The organism is Bradyrhizobium sp. CCBAU 51745 (assembly GCF_028128715.1).
Lineage (GTDB): Bacteria > Pseudomonadota > Alphaproteobacteria > Rhizobiales > Xanthobacteraceae > Bradyrhizobium > Bradyrhizobium manausense.
The window spans coordinates 18,984-38,101 of the sequence record NZ_LBJP01000068.1; the positions used below are offsets into that span (position 1 = coordinate 18,984).

The window sequence follows — 19,118 nt, forward strand, 5'->3', positions numbered from 1 at the left end:
AAATTCTTGGCCGTTGCGCACGACCCGAACTACGACGCCGTTTCTTGATGGGCCATGTCTTGCTCGAATCCGAGATAGCTCGCCATGACTCTCGAATCCCCCGCTATCTTCGAAGCGGACCCGCTGAGCACAAAACTTCCGAGCTCCATCACATAGGCTCGATCAGCTACCCGAAGTGCCGCCTGCGCGTTCTGCTCGACGAGCAGCACGCTAATTCCGGCCTTCCGCAGATCTCCGATGATCGTGAAGATGTCCGCGACGATGCGCGGAGCGAGCCCGAGACTCGGCTCATCGAGCATCAACAGCTTCGGCTCCCCCATGAGTGCGCGCCCCATCGCCAGCATCTGCTGCTCGCCTCCGGACAGCGTTCCGGCCAACTGGGATCGGCGCTCCTTCAGGCGAGGAAACATCGCATAGATCCGCTCCTGCGCCACAGCGGCATTGGCCCGGCTCGTCTGAAACCCGCCAAGCACCAAGTTGTCTGCCACGGTCATGGTGGTGAACAGCTCACGATGTTCCGGCACCAAAAACAGGCCGGCAGCAACCCGCTGCTCGATCTCCAGCCGTTCGAGGCTGTTCGCACCGAACTGTACCTGACCTCGGAAGGGTAAAATTCCCATGATCGAGTTCAGAAGCGTGGTCTTGCCCGCACCGTTTGCTCCGATAATCGTGACGATCTCGCCCGGCTCGATGTCGAGCGATACGTCTCGAACAGCCTCAACGTTGCCGTACGATACCGATACGTTGTTCACACTGAGCAGCGTCTTTCTCATGCCGCAACTCCAAGATAGGCGCGAACCACTTCGGAATTCGACTTGATCTCGGACGGTCCGCCCTCCGCAATCTTTGTTCCGAAATCGAGAACGACGATCTGCTCAGCAAGGTTCATGACGAAACCCATGTCATGCTCGACAAGCAAGATCGACATTCCCTCCTCCCTCAGAAGACGAAGCAGAGACGCAAGCTGCTGCTTTTCATTGTGGCGCAGCCCAGCGGCCGGCTCGTCGAGCAAAAGCAAGATCGGATCGGCACATAAGGCTCGCGCAATCTCGACGATGCGTTGTTGCCCCAGCGCCAGGTTACCCGCGAGCTGATGCATTTGACCCTCGAGCCCGACCCGCTTGATCTGACGTGCCGCTTCCGCCAACAGCTTCGCTTCATCACGGCGGTCGAGCCGCAACATGCTTGAGATGGCGCCTGCGCGGCCGCGCAAATGCGTGCCGATCGCGACATTTTCCAGCACGGTCATGTCGGGCACCAGCTTTACATGCTGGAAAGTGCGGGCGACACCGCGCCGGACGATCTCCTGCGGCGGCAAGCCAGCAATCGATCGCCCCAGCAGAGAAATCTGCCCGGCGGTCGCGGCCAGAACGCCCGTGATCAAGTTGAAGGTGGTGCTCTTTCCCGCGCCGTTCGGCCCGATCAGAGCAACAATCTGGCGCGGTGAAATCTGGAAGCTGACGTCGTTGACAGCGACGATGCCGCCGAACTGCTTTCGCGCTCCTTGTACCTCGAGTAGCGCCTTTCCCGCGATATCGGACTTGGGACGCTTGGTCAGCGGCTCTGCCACAGGCAGTTTAGTCGTAGGACGTCCGAATGGCCAGAAAGCGGAGACGCGTGGCCAGATGCCCTCAGGGGCAACCTGCAGCAGGATCACGAGCAGGACGCCAAAGACGACGATTTCGAGTTGGCCCTCTCCGAACCTGGAGAACATCTCGCTCTTCAGCATCTCCTGAAGAATCACGACGATCCCCGAACCGAGCACGGCTCCCCAAACCTGGCCCGCCCCTCCGACCACGGCGATGAACAGATATTCGATACCCGCTTGTGCTCCGAACGGAGTTGGATTCACGGCCCGCAGAAAATGAGCGTAGAGCCAACCTGACAGTCCGGCAAGGATCGCGGCATAGATGAAAACCAGGAGCTTCGCCCGTGTCGTGTCCACGCCGAAAGCTTCCGCGGCAAGATGGCCGCGGCGCAAAGCACGAATCGAGCGTCCCACGCGAGAGTCCAGGAGATTCAGGGTCAAGATGCAGCTGATAAACACAGCAGCCCAGATCACGTAGTAGATCGAGCCGGCGCTTAACATCTTCATCGAACCGATGGAGAGCGGCGGAATGCCGGAGATGCCATCATTTCGTCCGAGGAATTCGAGCTTGCTGAAGAGATAAAAGAGGCTAAGTCCCCAGGCGATCGTTCCAAGCGGAAGGTAGTGACCCGAGAGCCGAACGGTTACAAGCCCCAGCACGATGGCGAGCAGTCCGCTAACCACCAAGGAAGCGGGAAGAGTGAGCCAGGGAGACAAGCCGAGGGACGTGGTCAGGACCGCAGTTGTATACGCGCCGAAGCCGCAAAACGCGGCTTGGCCGAAGGACGTAAGACCGCCAACTCCGGTAAGCAGGACGAGACCAAGAGCGACAAGTGCCGCCAATCCAATATTGTCAAGCAAAACCATCCAGAAGGGTGGAATTCCGGGAAGCACCGGCAACAGTGCCATGACCACTGCAAAAAGCGCGATCGACCAGCGCTGCGACATCGTCTTCAATCCTTCTCTTCTTCCACAGCTGGCGCTGACAGCGAGCGAGCCAGGAGCACCGGCACAATCAGAGTAAAAACGATCACTTCCTTGAAGTTGCTTGCATAGAACGACGAGAATGCCTCGACGATGCCCACGACGACGGCGGCAGCGGCCGTTAGCGGATAACTGGCCAGGCCGCCGACGATCGCAGCGATGAATCCCTTCAACCCGATGAGAAAGCCGCTGTCGTAGTAGATGGTCGTCATCGGTACGATAAGGATGCCCGAGACCGTGCCTATGCTCGCGGCAAGCAAAAACGCGATCTGACCGGACAAAACAGTGCGAATTCCGACCAGCCGAGCGCCGACTCGGTTGACCGCCGTCGCACGTAACGACTTGCCGTAGATCGTGTGACCGAAGAACAGCCAGAGGCCGACAATTAGACATATCGCGATGATGTAGACCGCCAGCGTCTGGCCGGTCACGCGCAACGGTCCGATCGAGATGGCGACATCCGTGACTGGAGGCGCCCGCATGCCTTCAGCCCCAAAGAAGAGCAAGCCCAAGCCCTGCAAGGCAAGATGCACGCCGACCGAGGCGATCAGCAGAACCAACACGGAAGCATGAGCGATCGGTTGATAGGCAATGCGATAGAGATAAAGCCCGATCGGGCCGACGATTATCAAGGAGAGCACGATATTGATCGTCACGCTGCTCGCCCCCCCGCAGGCGAACTGCGCGAGTACGAGGGCGAGAGCAGGAACAAAGAGATAGAGAGCAGTCGCCCGAACAAACCGGCCCGTCGTGAACTGATTCCGCATGCTAAACATCTCCATGCAGAACGCGACGAAGCCGAGAACGCAAGCGAGCTCGGCGGTCCCGGGAAGCTTTCCCGACGACAGAGCGGCATAAGTCAAGGCACCGAAGGTGATGAACTCGCCTTGCGGAATCAGGATCACACGCGTCACCGCAAAGACCAGCACCAACCCAAATCCAAGCAACGCATAGATTGCGCCGTTGGTGATGCCATCCTGGACCAGAAACAGAAGGATTGTCGTGTTCACGATCTTGCTTTCCGAGGGTTGCGAGTCTTGCGGTCAACCGATGACATCAGCCTGATCAATTGACGACCTGATACCTGCCGTCTTTCACCGTCAGCAGAATGCGAGAGCGCTCGTCGACGCCATTGCGGTCCTGTTCGGTGAAGTTGTAGACGCCCTGACTTGCCGCGATCTCCGTTTCGCTCAGCAACGCCTTGCGGATCGCTTCACGAAACTCCGGCGTTCCAGGGCTCGCTTGCTTCAGCGCAACGGGGAGAGCGCGCTTGAGAATCTCGAACGCGTCATAGGAATGTGCGGCAAATTGGCTCCGGCTATTTGGACCGTATTTCGCCTCATACGCGGTGTTGAGAGCGAGGCCGGGCTTTTTGGTCAGAGCCTGGTCATCCTGGCCCTCCGGCGCCATGACGGGACCCGCGGCCATGAAGACGCCTTCGGCCGCCTTTCCCGCAATTCTAATAAAGTCCATGCTGGCAGCGCCGTGGGACTGGTAGATCGGCCCCTTGTAGCCCCGCTCTCGAAGCTCGATCTGCGGGAGCGCAGCGCCAGTCCCGGATGCCCCGACGAGGATGGCGTCTGGATTGGTCGCTATCAGCTTGAGAACTTGTCCCGTAACCGATGTGTCGGGCCGGGCATAGCGTTCATCCGCAACGATCTGTATCCCCATCGCTGTCGCTTGGGCCTTCAGATCGTTCATCCAGAGATCGCCGTAAGAATCGGAGTAGCCGACGAACCCGACCGTTTTGATGCCGTTCTTTTTCATGTGCTCATACAGCACCTTCCCGACAACGGGGATCGGCTGCGGCAAGTCGACGGACCATTTCTGCCTTGCCGCGGTGAACGGCATCGGAGCCAAGCCGAAATGCGGAATGCCGGCTTCGTTGGCCACCGTTGAAACTGCAATCGTCGGCGGCGTCACCGAGGAGCCCATAATGATGTCGGCGTTGGCTTCCGTTACGAAACGCCGGGCATTGTTTGTCGCATTCGTCGGATCACCGCCGTCGTCCAGGGCAATGACTTTCAGCTTAACGCCGCCAATCTCCCTGGGAACGAAATCCAGCGCGTTGCGCTCGGGAATGCCAAGCGCCGCAGCCGGCCCCGTGGTCGACAGCGTGATGCCGATCACGATCTCCTTACCCTCATCTCCCGCCCTGGCGCCGAGCGGCAGGAACGCAAGGACGACCGCAGCTGCGAAAACGATCCTGTTCATTGGCTTCTCCTCAAAATGCCGAGTTGCTTAGAGCCCACCCAGGCAGACGTATTTGATCTCGGTGAAGTCCTCGATGCCGTAGCGCGAGCCTTCACGTCCGACGCCCGATTGCTTGATGCCGCCGAACGGCGCTTCGGCGGTGGAAATAAGACCGGTATTGACCCCAACCATGCCGTATTCGAGCGCTTCTGCGACGCGCCACACGCGTCGCATATCCCGAGCGTAGAAATAGGAGGCAAGGCCGAACTCGGTATCGTTCGCCTTCGCGATCACGTCGGCCTCGTCGTGGAAGCGGAACAACGGCGCGACCGGTCCAAACGTCTCCTCGGTTGCGATCGCCATGTCACGGCTGGCATTGGCAAGGACGGTCGCTTCGAAGAAGCGCCCGCTGCGTGCGTGTCGTTTGCCGCCGACGACGATACGAGCGCCCTTGGCGACGGCGTCGCTAATATGGGCCTGGACCTTTGCGACTGCGTCGTCGTCGATCAGCGGACCAAGCGCCACCCCCTCCTCAAAACCGTTTCCGACCTTCAGCTTCCCAACAGCGAGCGCGAGCCTTTCGGCGAAGGCATCGTAAACACCATCCTGCACGTAGATGCGGTTGGCACAGACGCAAGTCTGACCATTGTTGCGGAACTTGGCGACCAGCGCCCCTTCGACTGCGGCATCGAGATCGGCGTCCTCGAACACGATGAACGGCGCGTTGCCGCCGAGCTCGAGTCCCATCTTTTTGATCGAGCCTGCGCTCTGGCGCATCAGCGCTGCGCCGATTTCGGTCGATCCGGTGAACGTGATTTTTCGCACGATTGGATTTGATGTTAGCTCATTGCCAATCGGTCCGGCCGGGCCAGTGATCACGCTGAAGAGACCAGCGGGTAGCCCGGCTTGTTCAGCCAGTACGGCAAGGGCGATTGCCGAAAATGGCGTTTGCGAAGCGGGCTTAAGGACGATGGCACAGCCTGCGGCTAGTGCGGGCGCAACTTTTCGCGTCACCATCGCATTCGGGAAATTCCAAGGGGTGATGGCGCCGACCACCCCGACCGGCTGCTTCAGCACGAAGATGCGCTTGTCGGGCGCGTGTCCTGGCACGATATCGCCATAGACGCGCCTCGCCTCCTCCGCAAACCATTCGATGAAGCTTGCGCCATAGGCGATTTCGCCTCTCGCCTCCGGCAGCGGCTTGCCCTGTTCTCGCGTCAATATCCGGCCGAGATCGTCCTGGTTCGCCATTACGAGTTCGAACCAGCGACGAAGGACAGCTGCGCGCTCCTTGGCGGCGCGCGCCGCCCATTCCGCCTGCGCTTTGCGCGCCGCCTCGATCGCGTCGGCGACCTCCGGCGTACCTAGCTTTGGCACCCGCCCGACGAGTTCGTCAGTCGCCGGATCGCGAACCTCAACGGCGCGATTGGCGTCCGCTTCGATCCAGCGGCCGCCCACGAATGCGGCCTCGCGCAGAAGTCCGGGGTCCCTAAGTTTCATGTGCAGAGCCTTGAGGTTCAGGGGGCTACAATGGGAGTCGCTTTGAGCTTCGATGTCACGGGACTTACATCGCGAAAGATGCTGCCCTCGTCGAACCACGAGCGCGGCGCGGGAGCACCCCACAGGGTCTGCCGCTGCGGATTCTTTAGGTCCCACCGGATCGGCTCGAGGTCCGGATCAACGGTCTGATAGTCCGAGCAATAGATCTCGGTCCGGTGGCCGTCGCGATCGCGGATATAAAGAAAGAATGCATTCGAGATGCCGTGCCGGCCCGGCCCCCGCTCGATGCTGCCGACGTAGCCGGTCGTCGACATCACATCGAGCAAATCGATGATATTCAGCGGGGTCGGCACCCAAAACGCGACATGATGGAGCCTTGGTCCAAGGCCATTTGTGAACGCAATGTCGTGAACCCCGCCTTTGCGGTGCATCCACGCCGCCCAAAGCTCTGACCCATCCTCGGTGTCGGTATATTCGGTTACTCGAAAACCGATCGAGTTGTAGAACTCAACCGAAGCCCGCACATCCGGCGAGAAGCAGTTGAAGTGATCGATCCGCAGAGGCTTCACGCCTTTGTAGAGCGAGTACTTCTGATGGATCGGCGGCAGCCGATCCATTTGCGCATAAAATTCGAGGGGAATTCCGAGCGGATCCCGCGTTCGGAACGTACGGCCCTGATAGGGCACATCGACCCACTTTGTCGGCAAGCCCATCCCCTCGAAGAACGCCTTTGCGCGATCGAGATGATCTTCATCGTACACCTTGAAGCCGAGCTCGTTGGCTAGGCCGGCGGATCCCTTTTCGAGGATGATGCAATGGTGACCGCGCTCCTCGAGAGCGCGCAGGTAGATGCGGCCGTTATCCTCGGCCGTGACCTGGAGGCCGAGCGTATCGGCGTAGAAGGCGCGCGCCGCTTCCAGATCGGTCACCGTTAGCACGATATGGCTTAGCCGAACGATGTTGAAAGGCGGATACAAGACACTCGCAGGAATCGCCATTGTTCTTCCCTCTCACGCCCCAACGCGTGGAATTTTGTGACTGTCGTAGGCAATCGCGATGTTCTTCGTCTCCATGTAGAAGTCGAAGGAATAGTCTCCACCATCGCGGCCGATGCCCGACTGCTTCACGCCGCCGAACGGCGTCGACAGATGACGCACGTTCTCCGAATTGACCCAAATCATGCCGGCTTCGAGATCACGAGCGACGCGATGCGCACGACCCACGTCGCGCGTCCAGATGTAGCCGGTGAGCCCGTAGCGCACATCGTTGGCAATCTTGGTCGCTTCAGCTTCGTCTGCAAACGGGATCATGGTAAGGACCGGCCCAAATATCTCCTCCTGCGCGATCCGCATGTCGTTGGCTGCGTTCGTGAACAGGGTCGGCTCCACGTAATTGCCTGCTCCCCCGCAAGCACGACCACCGCCAACCGCCACCGTAGCTCCGGCATCTAGCGCCAACCCCGGATAGCTCAAAACCTTCTCGGCATGCCGCGGATGAATCAGCGGACCGATCTCGGTCGCCGGATCGAGGGGATGCCCAACCTTGATTGCAGCGACGCGCTTCGCGGCCTTCGCGGCGAATTCGGCGTAAATCGACGTCTGCACAAGCGCCCGCGACGAGGAGGTGCAGCGCTCGCCGTTCAGCGAGTAGATCATGAAGAGCACCGCATCGAGCGCCCGATCCAGATCGGCATCATCGAACACGATGACCGGGTTCTTTCCGCCGAGCTCGAAATGGACGCGCTTCAACGTCGCAGCGCCCTGCCGCATGATGTGGGAGCCCGTTGTGGTCTCGCCGACGAAGGCGACGGCCTTGATGGCGTCGTGCTCGGTCAGCGCCTTCCCTGCGCTCTCTCCTAGCCCGTGAACGAGATTTACGACGCCAGCCGGACCGCCATGCGCGCGAATAACCGTGTCCATGATCTCGGTCAGGATTACCGCCGAGAGCGGACTCCACTCGGCCGGCTTGTGGACGACAGTGCAGCCTGCGGCGAGCGCGGGCGCGATCTTCCAGGTCGATAGCATGAACGGGGTGTTCCAGGGCGTGATAACCCCCACCGGCCCGATCGGCTGACGCATGGTGTAATTGAGGTGGTCGCCGTCCGGCAGCGACAACCCGTCGGCAGCGCCAGGGGCGCGGTCCGCATAAAAGCGGAAATTCTCCGCGCCTCGCAACGCCGCCTTCGCCATAAAGCGGATCGGCTGTCCGGTATCCGACGATTCGACCAAGGCGATCTCGTCGGAACGAGCCTCGATGGCATCGGCAATGGCATGAAGGATCGCCCGGCGCTTCGTCCCCGAGATGTCCCGCCAGATCCGGAAAGCGTCGGCCGCTGCCTGTGCAGCCTTGGCGACGTCCGCCGCGTGACCGGCTGCAACCGTGCATTGTTTCGCGTTGGTGGCGGGGTCAAGTGTGTCGAAGGTATCTCCGGAGACTGACAATGTGCGTTCGCCATTGATGAAATGCGGCACGGTGGCTCGCGCGAACCTGTCGAGGAACGCTTCCGCTCTCTTCTGGTTGGTCGCAAGCGTCTTGGGCTCGCTCATCATTGATTCTCCCGGTGGACGATGTGTATTGACTGGGCCGATTGTTTCGGTCGGGGCTAGAGCGCCAGGCAGATCGCTTTGGTTTCGAGGTAATTCTCGACCGCAACGGCTCCGTGCTCGCGGCCGAGACCGGACTGCTTGTAGCCGCCGAACGGCATATTCGGGTCGACCACGTTGTGCGTGTTGACCCAAACCGTGCCCGCCCTCACGGCATCCGCGAACGTGAAGCAGCGATCGATATCGCGCGACCACACCGAGGCAGAGAGTCCGTACTCCGTGTCGTTCGCCTGAGCGATGGCGTCCGCCATGTCGGTGAATGGAAGCAGGGTAACCACCGGCCCGAAAATTTCTTCGCGCACGAGCGTGTTTGTCTTGTTGGCGCCGACAATAACGGTCGGCTTGACGAAGTAGCCTGCATCGCCCGCCGAAGTTCCACCTGCTGCAATCGTGGCGCCCTCGGTCGTGCCTCTTTCGATCAGAGAAAGAACACGCGACTGCTGCTTGGCCGAAACAAGCGGATTGATCTGGTTGACGGGATCGAAACCAGAGCCGATCTTCAGGCCGTTGGCGACGCCAACAAAGGTCTCAACCACCTCGTCGAAAATCGATTTCTGGATGTAGACGCGCGAGCCGCACGTGCAAACCTGCCCCTGATTGAAATAGACGCCGAGATTGGCGGCGAGCCCGAACAGTTCGGGCTTCATATCATCGAACATCACCATCGGCGATTTCCCGCCGAGCTCAAGCGAGAAACGCGTCATATTGTCGACCGCGGCATGTCCAATGAGCTTGCCGACCTCGGTCGAGCCGGTGAAGGCGACCTTGTCAACGCCTGGGTGGGAGCACAACGCCGCACCGGCCTCGTGACCATAGCCAGTCACGACATTGACGACGCCCTCGGGGAAACCAACCTCGCGGATCAATTGCCCAAGCCTCAGCGCCGTCAGCGGCGTCTCCTCTGCCGGTTTCAGGACCACAGTGCACCCAGCAGCCAGCGCCGGCGCAATCTTCCAGACCGCCATCAGCAGAGGGAAATTCCACGGAACGATGGCGCCCACTAAGCCAACGGGCTCTTTGCGCGTCATCGCGCGATAGCGGGTGCCGGGCGGAATTGGAATCGAAACATCGAGCGTTTGACCGTAGATCTTGGTCGCCCACCCCGCCATGTAGCGCAGGTGCTCAGCGGAGGCCCCCACTTCAAGCGCCTGCGCTATGCCGATCGATTGGCCGTTGTTGGCCGTCTCCACTTCTGCAAGCAGTTGACCATCGGCCTCGACCGCATCCGCCAGCTTAAGCAGAAGTCGTTCGCGATCGGCAGGACGATGCTTCGACCACGGTCCTTCGAGGGCCGCGCGGGCTGCGGCCACCGCCGCATCGATCTCCGCTTTGCCTCCGGCGGGCACCGCCGCAATGACTGCGCCGGACGCCGGATCATGCACCGGAATTTCCGAGCCACTCCGCGTTCCGACGTCCTGCGCGCCGATCAAGAGGTTGTGCTTGCTCGAGAGGAAGGCCCTGGTAGCCTCGCTTACGGGCAGAGCTGCGATGCGGGTTTGGATTGTCATGCTTGCTCCTTGATCATGCCCGGCGACGATCTGCTGCGCTGGGCTCGGCCGGGTGAATGAACGGCCAGGGGCTCATTTCGGAGCCCTTTTCGATCGGCACTTCGATGAGCGCCGGCGAGTCGAGATCGAGCGCTTTCCCCAGCGCGCGCTTCAGGTCTTCCGGGGATGCGGCACGATAGGCAGGCATGCCGAAGGATTCGGCGAGCTTGACGAAATCCGGGTTGGTCAGGTCGGACCCGATGAAGCGACCTTGATATGACTGACGCTGATCGCGCAGAACGTTGCCGTATGACGAGTTGTTGAAGACGATGGCAACTACGTTGATGCGGTGGTGGACCGCGGTAGCCATCTCCTGAAGTCCGAACAGAAACCCGCCATCCCCCGAGACGGAAACCACGGCTTTGTCCGGATGCGCGACCTTGACGCCGATCGCGGTGTCATAACCGAAGCCAAGATTGTCCTGGTATCCGCAAGTAACGTACTGTCGAGGTCCGTAGACGGGGAAACCAAAGCGCGCCGTAAAGCCCATCTGGCTCACTTCCTCGACGAAAAAGCCGTCGCGAGGCAGTACGGCGCGAATAGCCTCGAGATAGGCGATCTGAGGCTGCACCTCCGCGAAGGCGCTCTCCGCTTTAGCCTTCATTTCGCGGAATTCACCTTCGCGCGAGGCAGGTGACGCTCCGCTGATCGCGGCGGTCAAAGCCCTGGTGCCTGCGGCTGCATCCGCCACAATGGCAACATCCGGCTTCAGGCGGACCATCTCGGTCGGATCGATGTCGATGCGGATGACCTTGAGCCCCGGCGGAAGCCATCGCCAGCGCATGTATTGCAGCTCGAGGCGACTGCCGATGCCGATCAGGAGGTCGACGTGCTTCCAGTGCTCGAAGGCTGCGACCGAATTGAACGCCAGAGGATTGTCATCAGGAAGGATTCCCTTGCCCGAGCGGTGCGCGGTGACTGGTGCCTGAAGGCGCGCAGCCAATTGGGCGACTTCGGGGCTAGCATCCGCAGCCCCGCCTCCGACCATGATGATCGGATTCCTGGCCTTTGCGACCAGCGCCGCGGCCGCCGCGATTGCATCAGGATCGATGGCCGGCGGAGGATTGGGAATGCCGACTGCGATTGCGCCGACCGGCCCTTTCGTTCCGAAGACGTCCCATGGCGCCTCCACGGCAACCGGTCCGGGGCGCCCCGACAGCATGCGCGTAAACAGATCCGCCATGGTGTCGGAGACGCCGCTTGGGTGGCTGATGCGCTCTGCACACTTGATGAAGCTCCGCAATGTCGCAAGCTGATCGGGCAACTCATGGAGCTGGCCGCGCCCCTGCCCGATCAAGTGCGACATGATGTTGCCGGTGACGCAGAGAACGGGAGCATTTGCGCCGTAGGCAGTGCAAAGCGCGGCGCCGGAGTTGAGCACGCCGGGGCCCGGCACGACCGAGTAGACCCCAGGCTTCCCGCTCGACTTGGCGTAGCCGTAGGCCATATAACCGGCGCCTTGCTCGTGCCTGGTATGGATGAAGCGCAGCTCGGCACGACGGCCATAAAGAGCGTCGTTGAAGTCATACATGTGCGCGCCGGGGATACCGAAAACCGTATCCACGCCGTGCGCGATCAGAGAACGAGCGATCTTCTCGCCGGTCGTTTCGTGCTCAATCATATCCGATGCTCGTCTCGGCGGAGGGCACGAGCTACGGGCCTGCAAGGCGGCCAGAAAAATCCTGCCGGTGATCGGCCAAGGAGCGAGGGCGGCATAGGCGCCGTCCGAGGATCGAGCACAGTTCCCTCCGGATGCCACGGCGGCAGCTTCACATCCGGTGAGCTCCGCTCTTCATCATTGTGACTGAGAGCCGCCACGACCGATGTCGTGGATCAGCGCCGCAAGTCTTGCGCGGGAGAGCGCTCCAGGACAAACGATGGTTTCTTTTCAATTGATCAGGAATGCTTAATAATGGGGCATGTCTCTCACCCGCACCACGATCCGGCAGTTCGAAGCGTTCGTTGCTGTCGCTGATACTCTCAGTTTTTCGGCCGCTGGCGACCGACTGGGCCTGACATCGTCGGCCGTCAGCCAGCTCGTGAGTGAGCTTGAGGCCATTACAGGGTTTCGCGTGTTCGACCGCAGCACGAGACGCGTTGCGCTATCGAGCGCCGGCCGCGAATTCCTGGGCATCGCCCAGACTGTACTTCGGCACGTACAACTCGCCGAGACCGCCGCAGCAGACGTTCGCAACCGCGCCGCAGGCGTGGTCAGGATTGGCGCCCCATTGATCCTGGCGAGCGCCGTATTGCCGGCGGCCGTGCGCGAATTCAGGCGAGAGCGCCCGAATGTTGCCATTCATATTCGAGACGTACCCGTCGAGTTGACCGTGGATCGGGTCGCCGCGGGGGATGTCGACCTGGCAGTAGGGCCTGACCGCCCACCCGATCCAGCAGTCATCAGTGAGGCGATCTTTCGCAGCCCCTGGGTGCTGTGGGTTGCGTCAGATCACCCCTTGGCGCCCAGGAAGGTGCTGAGCTGGGACGACCTTCGCAATGTCACCCTCGTCGCCGCAAGCCGAGATCACGAGGTCAGCGTTGCGCAGATGCGGAGCTCCGCTCCGGACTCAAGTCCGATCGCTCCACCGCAGATTGTCGACAACATCACCACAGCCCTTGGCATAGCGGCGCAGGGTCTCGCCGCCACACCTGCGCCGGCTTATGTCGGAGTCGTGGCTCGGCCACTGGGGCTCACGATGCGCCGCATCACAAAGCCCGAGACCGTGCGTGAGGTTTGTCTCTATCGGCCTTCACGGCGTTCGATTCCACCGGCGGCCGAAGCTTTCGCCGAGTTTGTCATTCAATGGATCCGGGCATGGAATCTGGAAGCACAACATGACACGACCCGCTCGGCGCGCAAGGCTGCAAGGAGGAGCGACTGAATTCTCTCAAAGACGTCGAATAGCCGGCCGGGGCGCTCATGCAAGGCCCGCTCTCCGCTATCGGTAACCGTTCGAGAAGCGCTTGACGTGGAGCCGACAACAGGATGCGCAGTCAGGCAGCGGCTGCACGCTTCACTCCCTTGATCTCGCGAGCGGGCGGCACTCCAAGCAGACGCGCGTATTCTCGAGTAAATTGCTGCTGGATGTCTTGCGGACGGTCGACATCCACCTGTCAAGGATCAAGATTACTCGGCAGCAACCGCATTACTCAGGAGTAACCACATTACTCAGGAGTAACCACGGTCCGCCACTCAGCAACAATCGCGCTCGAGGCGAGAACGCAGCTTGAGCTGCGTCAACGCGAACTGCGAGCTTTGGTGCGATGAACGAGCGAACAAGGAGAACCGACCATGCTCTTATCGCTCGACGACTTCCGTATCAAACCTGAGAACTTCGATCTGACGAAGATGGAAAACATCATTCGGATCGCTTGCGGGCTGTTTTACCTGCCGCACGCCGCCGGGAAATTTATCGCCTTCGGCGTTCTCAATCCGCCAATCGTGAAGTTCTTCGCAGCTGCAGGCCTGTCACCTCCGGAGGTTTGGGTCTACATCGCTGCCGCCGCTGAACTGTCTGTTGCCGTTGCACTGACACTCGGCCTTTGCACTCGTTTCGCGGCGCTCGGCTCCACCGCGCTGATGGCGATTGCAGTCTACTCGCTTCAGGTCGTGAAGGGTTTCGGCTGGACTTGGAATACCGGCGGCTACGAGTATCCGGTGTTCTGGGGAATTTGCTCGCTCGCCGTCGCGTTGCAAGCCTGGCAAGCTTGGTTCGCAGTGCGCAAGACCGCCGCGCATCCCGTTACGCGGCTCGTCGCCGCGGAGTGAGATAAGCCCCCTCGAATGCGGACTGCATTGCCTGCATGGCGTTAAGATGGATGGCCGCAGCCCGTCCGTCACTTCGGGCACTCAGCCTCGCCCGTATCTAACCTTATGAAACAGGTCATCGCGGGATTCTGCAGCCAGACGCTTGGCCTGGGCCACGAGGGTCACGCCAACTTGGCCGGCTTGGCCGCAACGAAGACGGCCCCAAGGCAACCAGCGTCTGCCGCACCAACGATGCGTCAACAGGACTTGGAGCGGAAAATAGGCGAGACTGTCTGCCTGGAGCAGGATGAGACCGGCATTCTTGCCCAGGCGAACCCGTCACCTTTTCGAGGCCACCGTCCTTACACCTTCGATCGTCGCCATTCGAGGACCTTCCGCGTCGATACCCGCTCGCGGCACTCCAGTTCGGCGGTCGGGCCGACCGTCAGTCGGGTTGCATTCGTGCAAACACCTTCTTGGCCGTTGCCGGGATCACATCGACCTCGATCATCATTCCGGGCCAAGCCTGCTCGAGCAGTCCCTTCGGATCGACCAGCGGGTTCGTCTCGCCTGATTCTCGCGTGGTCACGTTCTCGCGAAGTCCGGTTAGGCCATTCGACAACGTGTGCATCATGAGATGGGCGAATGTTGAAATACCTCGGGCTACCAGTCCGACGAAAACGACTTCTCTCGCGGACTCGAAAGCAATATTCGATGCCAAATATCATAGGGCTAGGCGGGTCGTGTTCTTGGTCAATATGCCGGACCGGATTGCAAGTTCAAATCGCGGACCCGCAGCAGACGGCCCCTAGAATTTCGCCGATCGCAATTACCTCGTTTCTATAAGGCCTTGGAAAAAGCGTCCTTAGCATGTTCGCCCCGGACTTAGCGGTGGTGAGCTTTTTCATCGTGTCGAGCCCGATAACTTTCAATCTCGCTCATATGATCCACCACCCAAGTCGCCAGCTGCATCAACGGTACGGCAAGCGACCTCCCTAGATCAGTAAGGCTGTACTCGACTTGAGGCGGGACACTCGGATGAACTTTCCGTGCCACCATTCCGTCGCGCTCTAACGCCTTCAGCGTACGAGTGAGCATCTGCTGCGAAATTCCACCTATCAGCCGCTTCAACTCGTTAAAGCGGCGGGGTTGCTCGACTAGCACAGTGATGGCGAGAATGGTCCACTTGTCGCCCATGCGGCCAAGGACCTCTTTGACTGGCCCGCAGCCGGGATACGTTCCGGGCTGGAGTGGAATGGGGGCAGTCATACGCATGTGACTAGGCCTCAAAAATCTACGTTCTTGTCTATCGGGCAGTCTACTCCAATCATCTAGTCAGCAAAACATACCAACCGAAGGGATGCGTGTATGGCTGGCAAAAATGACGCTTTCCAACCTTGGCACCGGCACCGCTATCGATGCGGCTCTGCCTCGCAGCAGTGATTTCGCGAACAAGAGCAATGAAAATTTCGCTATTCGGCGCAACCGGTCCGACCGGACGGTACCTCATCGAGGAGGCGCTCAGGCAGGGCTACAGCCTGTCGGTCTATACGCGCGATGCGATCCGAAGGATAGCTTCGACCTCAGGGCCTATTCGGTTTTGATGCTGTTCAAGCTGATTGCGCGCAAGGGCGTAGACGACCTCAGAGCAACTGCCGAATTGGTTCGGGATTCAGGGCTGGACTGGACGCTGGTGAGGATTCCCAACCTCAAGGATGGCCCGGCCAGCGGGACCATCGACCTCGGCTGGTACGGAAAATCCAAGCTCAGCATGAAACTGTCGAGAAGCAATCTCGCGAAGTTCCTCGTCAAGCAGGTTTCAAACAGGGAGTTCGTTCGCGCGGCTCCTGCAATCGCCAATCACTAAAGACCAGGAGCAAGCATGACCAACATCCTCCTCATCACGTCGAGCCCACGCAGTGCCGAAGGCCTGTCCAGCCGTTTCGCGACTGAGATCGCCGAAAGGCTTAAGGCCCATTCGGGCGCCACGCTGACTACGCGCGATCTTTCGGCGGAGCCGCTGCCGCATATCACACCGGCCTACATTAATGGCCGCATGGCGCCGCCGGAAGCACGTACGCCGGAACAGGCGCAGGCCGTCGGGCTCGCCGAAGCGCTGGTCGATGAGATCAAGGCCGCCGACACAATTGTCGTCGGTTCGGGCATGATCAATTTCGGTCCGTCCTCGCAACTCAAGGCATGGATCGATCGCATCACATGGCCGGGCGTCACGTTCAAATACGACGAGAACGGCCCAAAGGGTCTGTTGTCCGGCAAGAAGGTCTATCTCGTAACGGCCAGCGGCGGTGTTTTCTCCGAAGGACAATACGCATCGTTCGACTTCCAGACCAACTATCTTCTGCATCTGCTGCGCTTCATCGGCTTGACCGATATCGAGCTGATCCGTGTCGAGGGGACCGCTTACGGCCCTGACGCCGTAAAGGCGGCTGTGGCCTCGGCTGAAGCGCAGATCCGCACTGCGCTCGAAGGCGCCGCCTGAGTGCTTGCGAGTGAGAAACTTCGTTCAAAGGCTTCCCCGTCATGACTGATACCTTGATCATTGACCTCTACACGGAGATCACCTGCCCCTGGTGCCTGGTAGGGCAATTCCGGCTTGATAAGGTTCTAGCCGAGCGCTTCCCCATCTTGCCGTGAAAATCCACCATCATCCCGTCCTGCTGCTCTCCGGGGTGCCTGCGGCGGGGCTCTATATTCCCGATCTGCTTCGCTCAAGATACGGCATTACCGATCCGAAGGTGGCGTTTGCACGGCCCGAAGGCGAAGCGCGAGTCTCGGGGCTAGAACTCGACCTCAGCCGCCAACTTTGGGCGTATGCCACGCAGCCTGCCCACGCCCTCATCCTTGCCACCAGCGAACGTGGCACGCAGCATCGGCTCGCGGTGGCGATCACCGAAGCCTACTTCCTGGGCGCAAAGAACATCGGTGATGCAGATGTGCTTGCCGGTATTGCCGCAGACTATGGGTTCGAGCGCGCGGAAGCACACGCAATCACCCTCGATCCCATCCAGCACAAGCGCGTGGAGCAGGAGGCAGTCCGATCTGCAGCAGCAGGCGTCCGCTCAGTGCCCCATTTCATCTTTGGCGGACGCGCCGCGATCAGCGGTGGCTGCAGCGAAGACGAGATCGCTCTGCACATCCAAGAAGCCGCGCGCGCTCAGGTGAACCAGCATCAATAGGAAACCATTCGGTGACATTGCACTCAATAGCACCAATCAAATTCGTTTGGTTGCGGGTTCAAAAGGTGCCTGAAATACAAAGCCCCTGAAATCGTCACGATTTCAAGGGCTCAAGTTTACTTGGTCATACCTGTGTTCATCGGGTCTTCCTTTTCGCATACGCGCAGGAGCTGGCGCGCGGACTTGCGGCCAGTATCCAGTCTGTCGATGTTGGAGAATGTCTGAAACGTGCGCGCCGTCAGGACTTGAGGCGAAAGCGGAACAGTTGTTCGGCCAGTATCGATATTTTAAACCGTACACCAGCAGTTCGGGGACTACAAGAAGTAACAAACAGCTCTTCTCATGACGATTGGTGTATTTGCTCCGTAGTTGAACCCCTCCTGACTAATGCGGAAGCGACCCTCGGGCGCTCGAGTTGTAAAATGCTCCTCGTCGGCACGACAGAACCATAACCGCCGGCGTTGGCTGGTGACAAAATTGCTTGAAATGCTTCTCTAAATTTCCCTTTTCGCGCGCTTTCCTGCATAATCCGGCATGGCAAAAACAAAAGTAAGCTTCAAACCATTCCGCAAGGCAGAGGGCGACTGGACTATTGTTGCCGAGTACCCCGGCGTAGAACCCCGAGAAATCACGGGCTTCACAAGCAAGGCCGAAATTGACGATTGGATGAACGGGGAGCGTCGGATCGCTTGGCTCCGATCACAGGGTTACGCGAAGTGACATGATGATCCTTTCTTCCAACCATCTCCGATTTGGAAAAGCTTCGCGCCCGCGTGCGTGAGGTCGAGCAGAACGTCCAGCAGTCCAACCGCCGTCCGCCACTTCAGCCGGCCATGTCGATCCGGGCGCGGTGGCTCTCTATCCGAATAGGGCAGTGCTGTCGTGTGCTGCCGCGTGGCGCGGAGGCGCGGCCAAGATTTCCGAAGTGATGCCAGGCCCTTTCCGGCGCCGCTGCGCGCTAATCGCGGAGGTGCAGACATCAATCCGCTCCGTCAGGCGTGATGGCTATTGTGCGGTCTCCTGGCAGCCCGGCGTGCTCGCCGTCGCTACGCCGATCGCGCTAGACGACGGGCCAGTCTACGCGCTCAATATGAGCCTGCAGGACGTTGAACCAACGCCCGCGCTCGGCAAAGAAATCGGCGGATACCTCGTTGCTTTTGTCGCGCGATGCAAGGAAGTCCTCTCTGAACCGGGGGACCCTACGACTGAAGCACATTCGTCCCCGCCACGGAAGTTGCGAAGGCCTATCTGAGTTTCACCTGCGCCGACGGGAATTTCCTCGCGATCGAGAAGATCGCAACGAGGCACCGACCGTTCTCGGCAGGCCGGTGACGCTTTCAAAGCTCTCTTTAATCCGAGAAATGTCGGGGTTCTCTCGCTGTCGACGCCATCGTTCGAGCTGAGGCGCTCGATGGCTGGGAGGTTATGAAGCGTGACAGACGCGTATTAGGTCGTCGCAATTGCGCTGCTGCACTCCCCTGTTCAGAGCGGTGTGGATTGCCGCTCCAAAAAGGCTAAGCTGGTCTCATGATCCTTTGAACGCAGTCTCTTTGCGGCGATAGACATTCCCAAGCCTACGCCAAGCTACGCGATAGCTGCCTGCAGCACTACTCCCACTCTATCATTTCGAACGACGGCTCGTCGTTGATCTGCAAGCAAAATTTTCCGGATCTGACGGACAAATGCCGACAGTATACCCGCCGCAACTTTCTGGTCTTGAATTCACAGGAAAATTTGCGCCGCTCGAGATACTGTCGT

General features: G+C 60.0%; 15 protein-coding genes and 1 pseudogene. 5 read left to right on the forward strand and 11 right to left on the reverse strand.

What is annotated here, in order from left to right:
* Positions 1–29: 29 nt before the first annotated feature.
* From XH98_RS16485 to XH98_RS16525, 9 genes are read right to left on the reverse strand one after another with little or no spacing between them, the layout of a single operon-like run.
* On the reverse strand, positions 30–773 hold the full coding sequence (locus XH98_RS16485; protein ID WP_271619256.1) for an ABC transporter ATP-binding protein: 744 nt from the start codon (positions 771–773) through the stop codon (positions 30–32).
* Positions 770–2,536 carry a branched-chain amino acid ABC transporter ATP-binding protein/permease gene (locus tag XH98_RS16490; RefSeq protein WP_271619293.1) on the reverse strand — a complete coding sequence of 589 codons (1,767 nt, stop codon included), beginning with the start codon at positions 2,534–2,536 and terminating at the stop codon, positions 770–772. Before XH98_RS16490 ends, XH98_RS16485 begins: the two co-directional genes overlap by 4 nt.
* 5 nt (positions 2,537–2,541) lie before the next feature.
* Positions 2,542–3,582 (reverse strand): branched-chain amino acid ABC transporter permease, encoded by a 1,041-nt coding sequence (locus XH98_RS16495; RefSeq protein ID WP_271619257.1) that lies wholly within the window; start codon positions 3,580–3,582, stop codon positions 2,542–2,544.
* Between the two features lie 55 nt (positions 3,583–3,637).
* A complete protein-coding gene (locus tag XH98_RS16500; RefSeq protein WP_271619258.1) occupies positions 3,638–4,786 on the reverse strand; it encodes an ABC transporter substrate-binding protein in 1,149 nt (382 codons plus the stop codon).
* A gap of 27 nt (positions 4,787–4,813) precedes the next feature.
* The gene (locus XH98_RS16505; protein ID WP_271619259.1) at positions 4,814–6,265 is read right to left on the reverse strand and encodes an NAD-dependent succinate-semialdehyde dehydrogenase; all 1,452 of its coding nucleotides are present in this window, start codon (positions 6,263–6,265) and stop codon (positions 4,814–4,816) included.
* Between the two features lie 17 nt (positions 6,266–6,282).
* Complete coding sequence (hpaD, locus tag XH98_RS16510; protein WP_271619260.1) at positions 6,283–7,263, reverse strand: 3,4-dihydroxyphenylacetate 2,3-dioxygenase; 981 nt, start codon at positions 7,261–7,263, stop codon at positions 6,283–6,285.
* 12 nt (positions 7,264–7,275) lie between these two features.
* On the reverse strand, positions 7,276–8,811 hold the full coding sequence (hpaE, locus tag XH98_RS16515; RefSeq protein WP_271619294.1) for a 5-carboxymethyl-2-hydroxymuconate semialdehyde dehydrogenase: 1,536 nt from the start codon (positions 8,809–8,811) through the stop codon (positions 7,276–7,278).
* A gap of 56 nt (positions 8,812–8,867) precedes the next feature.
* Positions 8,868–10,376, reverse strand: a complete 1,509-nt coding sequence (locus XH98_RS16520; protein WP_271619261.1) for an aldehyde dehydrogenase family protein — start codon at positions 10,374–10,376, stop codon at positions 8,868–8,870.
* Positions 10,377–10,389: 13 nt separating this feature from the next.
* Positions 10,390–12,036: a thiamine pyrophosphate-dependent enzyme gene (locus tag XH98_RS16525; protein WP_271619262.1), complete on the reverse strand. Its 1,647-nt coding sequence runs from the start codon at positions 12,034–12,036 to the stop codon at positions 10,390–10,392.
* A 298-nt stretch (positions 12,037–12,334) separates the two neighbouring features.
* Between XH98_RS16525 and XH98_RS16530 the strand changes: the two genes are divergently transcribed.
* Together XH98_RS16530 and XH98_RS16535 are read left to right on the forward strand one after the other, a co-directional pair.
* Positions 12,335–13,297, forward strand: coding sequence for a LysR family transcriptional regulator (locus tag XH98_RS16530; protein WP_271619263.1), 963 nt, complete (start codon positions 12,335–12,337; stop codon positions 13,295–13,297).
* A gap of 410 nt (positions 13,298–13,707) precedes the next feature.
* The gene (locus tag XH98_RS16535) at positions 13,708–14,184 is read left to right on the forward strand and encodes a DoxX family protein (RefSeq protein WP_271619264.1); all 477 of its coding nucleotides are present in this window, start codon (positions 13,708–13,710) and stop codon (positions 14,182–14,184) included.
* Positions 14,185–14,608: 424 nt separating this feature from the next.
* Here the strand turns inward: XH98_RS16535 and XH98_RS16540 are convergent, their stop codons facing one another.
* Both XH98_RS16540 and XH98_RS16545 read right to left on the reverse strand, forming a co-directional pair.
* Positions 14,609–14,752, reverse strand: a complete 144-nt coding sequence (locus XH98_RS16540; protein ID WP_271619265.1) for a hypothetical protein — start codon at positions 14,750–14,752, stop codon at positions 14,609–14,611.
* Between the two features lie 296 nt (positions 14,753–15,048).
* Positions 15,049–15,438, reverse strand: coding sequence for a winged helix-turn-helix transcriptional regulator (locus tag XH98_RS16545; RefSeq protein ID WP_271619266.1), 390 nt, complete (start codon positions 15,436–15,438; stop codon positions 15,049–15,051).
* Positions 15,439–15,544: 106 nt separating this feature from the next.
* Between XH98_RS16545 and XH98_RS16550 the strand changes: the two genes are divergently transcribed.
* From XH98_RS16550 to XH98_RS16560, 3 genes and pseudogenes are all read left to right on the forward strand, one after another.
* Positions 15,545–16,030: an NAD(P)H-binding protein gene (locus XH98_RS16550; protein ID WP_271619267.1), complete on the forward strand. Its 486-nt coding sequence runs from the start codon at positions 15,545–15,547 to the stop codon at positions 16,028–16,030.
* A 15-nt stretch (positions 16,031–16,045) separates the two neighbouring features.
* Entirely contained in the window at positions 16,046–16,663 is a 618-nt protein-coding gene (locus XH98_RS16555; RefSeq protein ID WP_271619268.1) for an FMN-dependent NADH-azoreductase, read from the forward strand.
* A 41-nt stretch (positions 16,664–16,704) separates the two neighbouring features.
* A pseudogene (locus XH98_RS16560) lies at positions 16,705–17,360 on the forward strand (DsbA family oxidoreductase).
* Positions 17,361–19,118 lie beyond the last annotated feature (1,758 nt).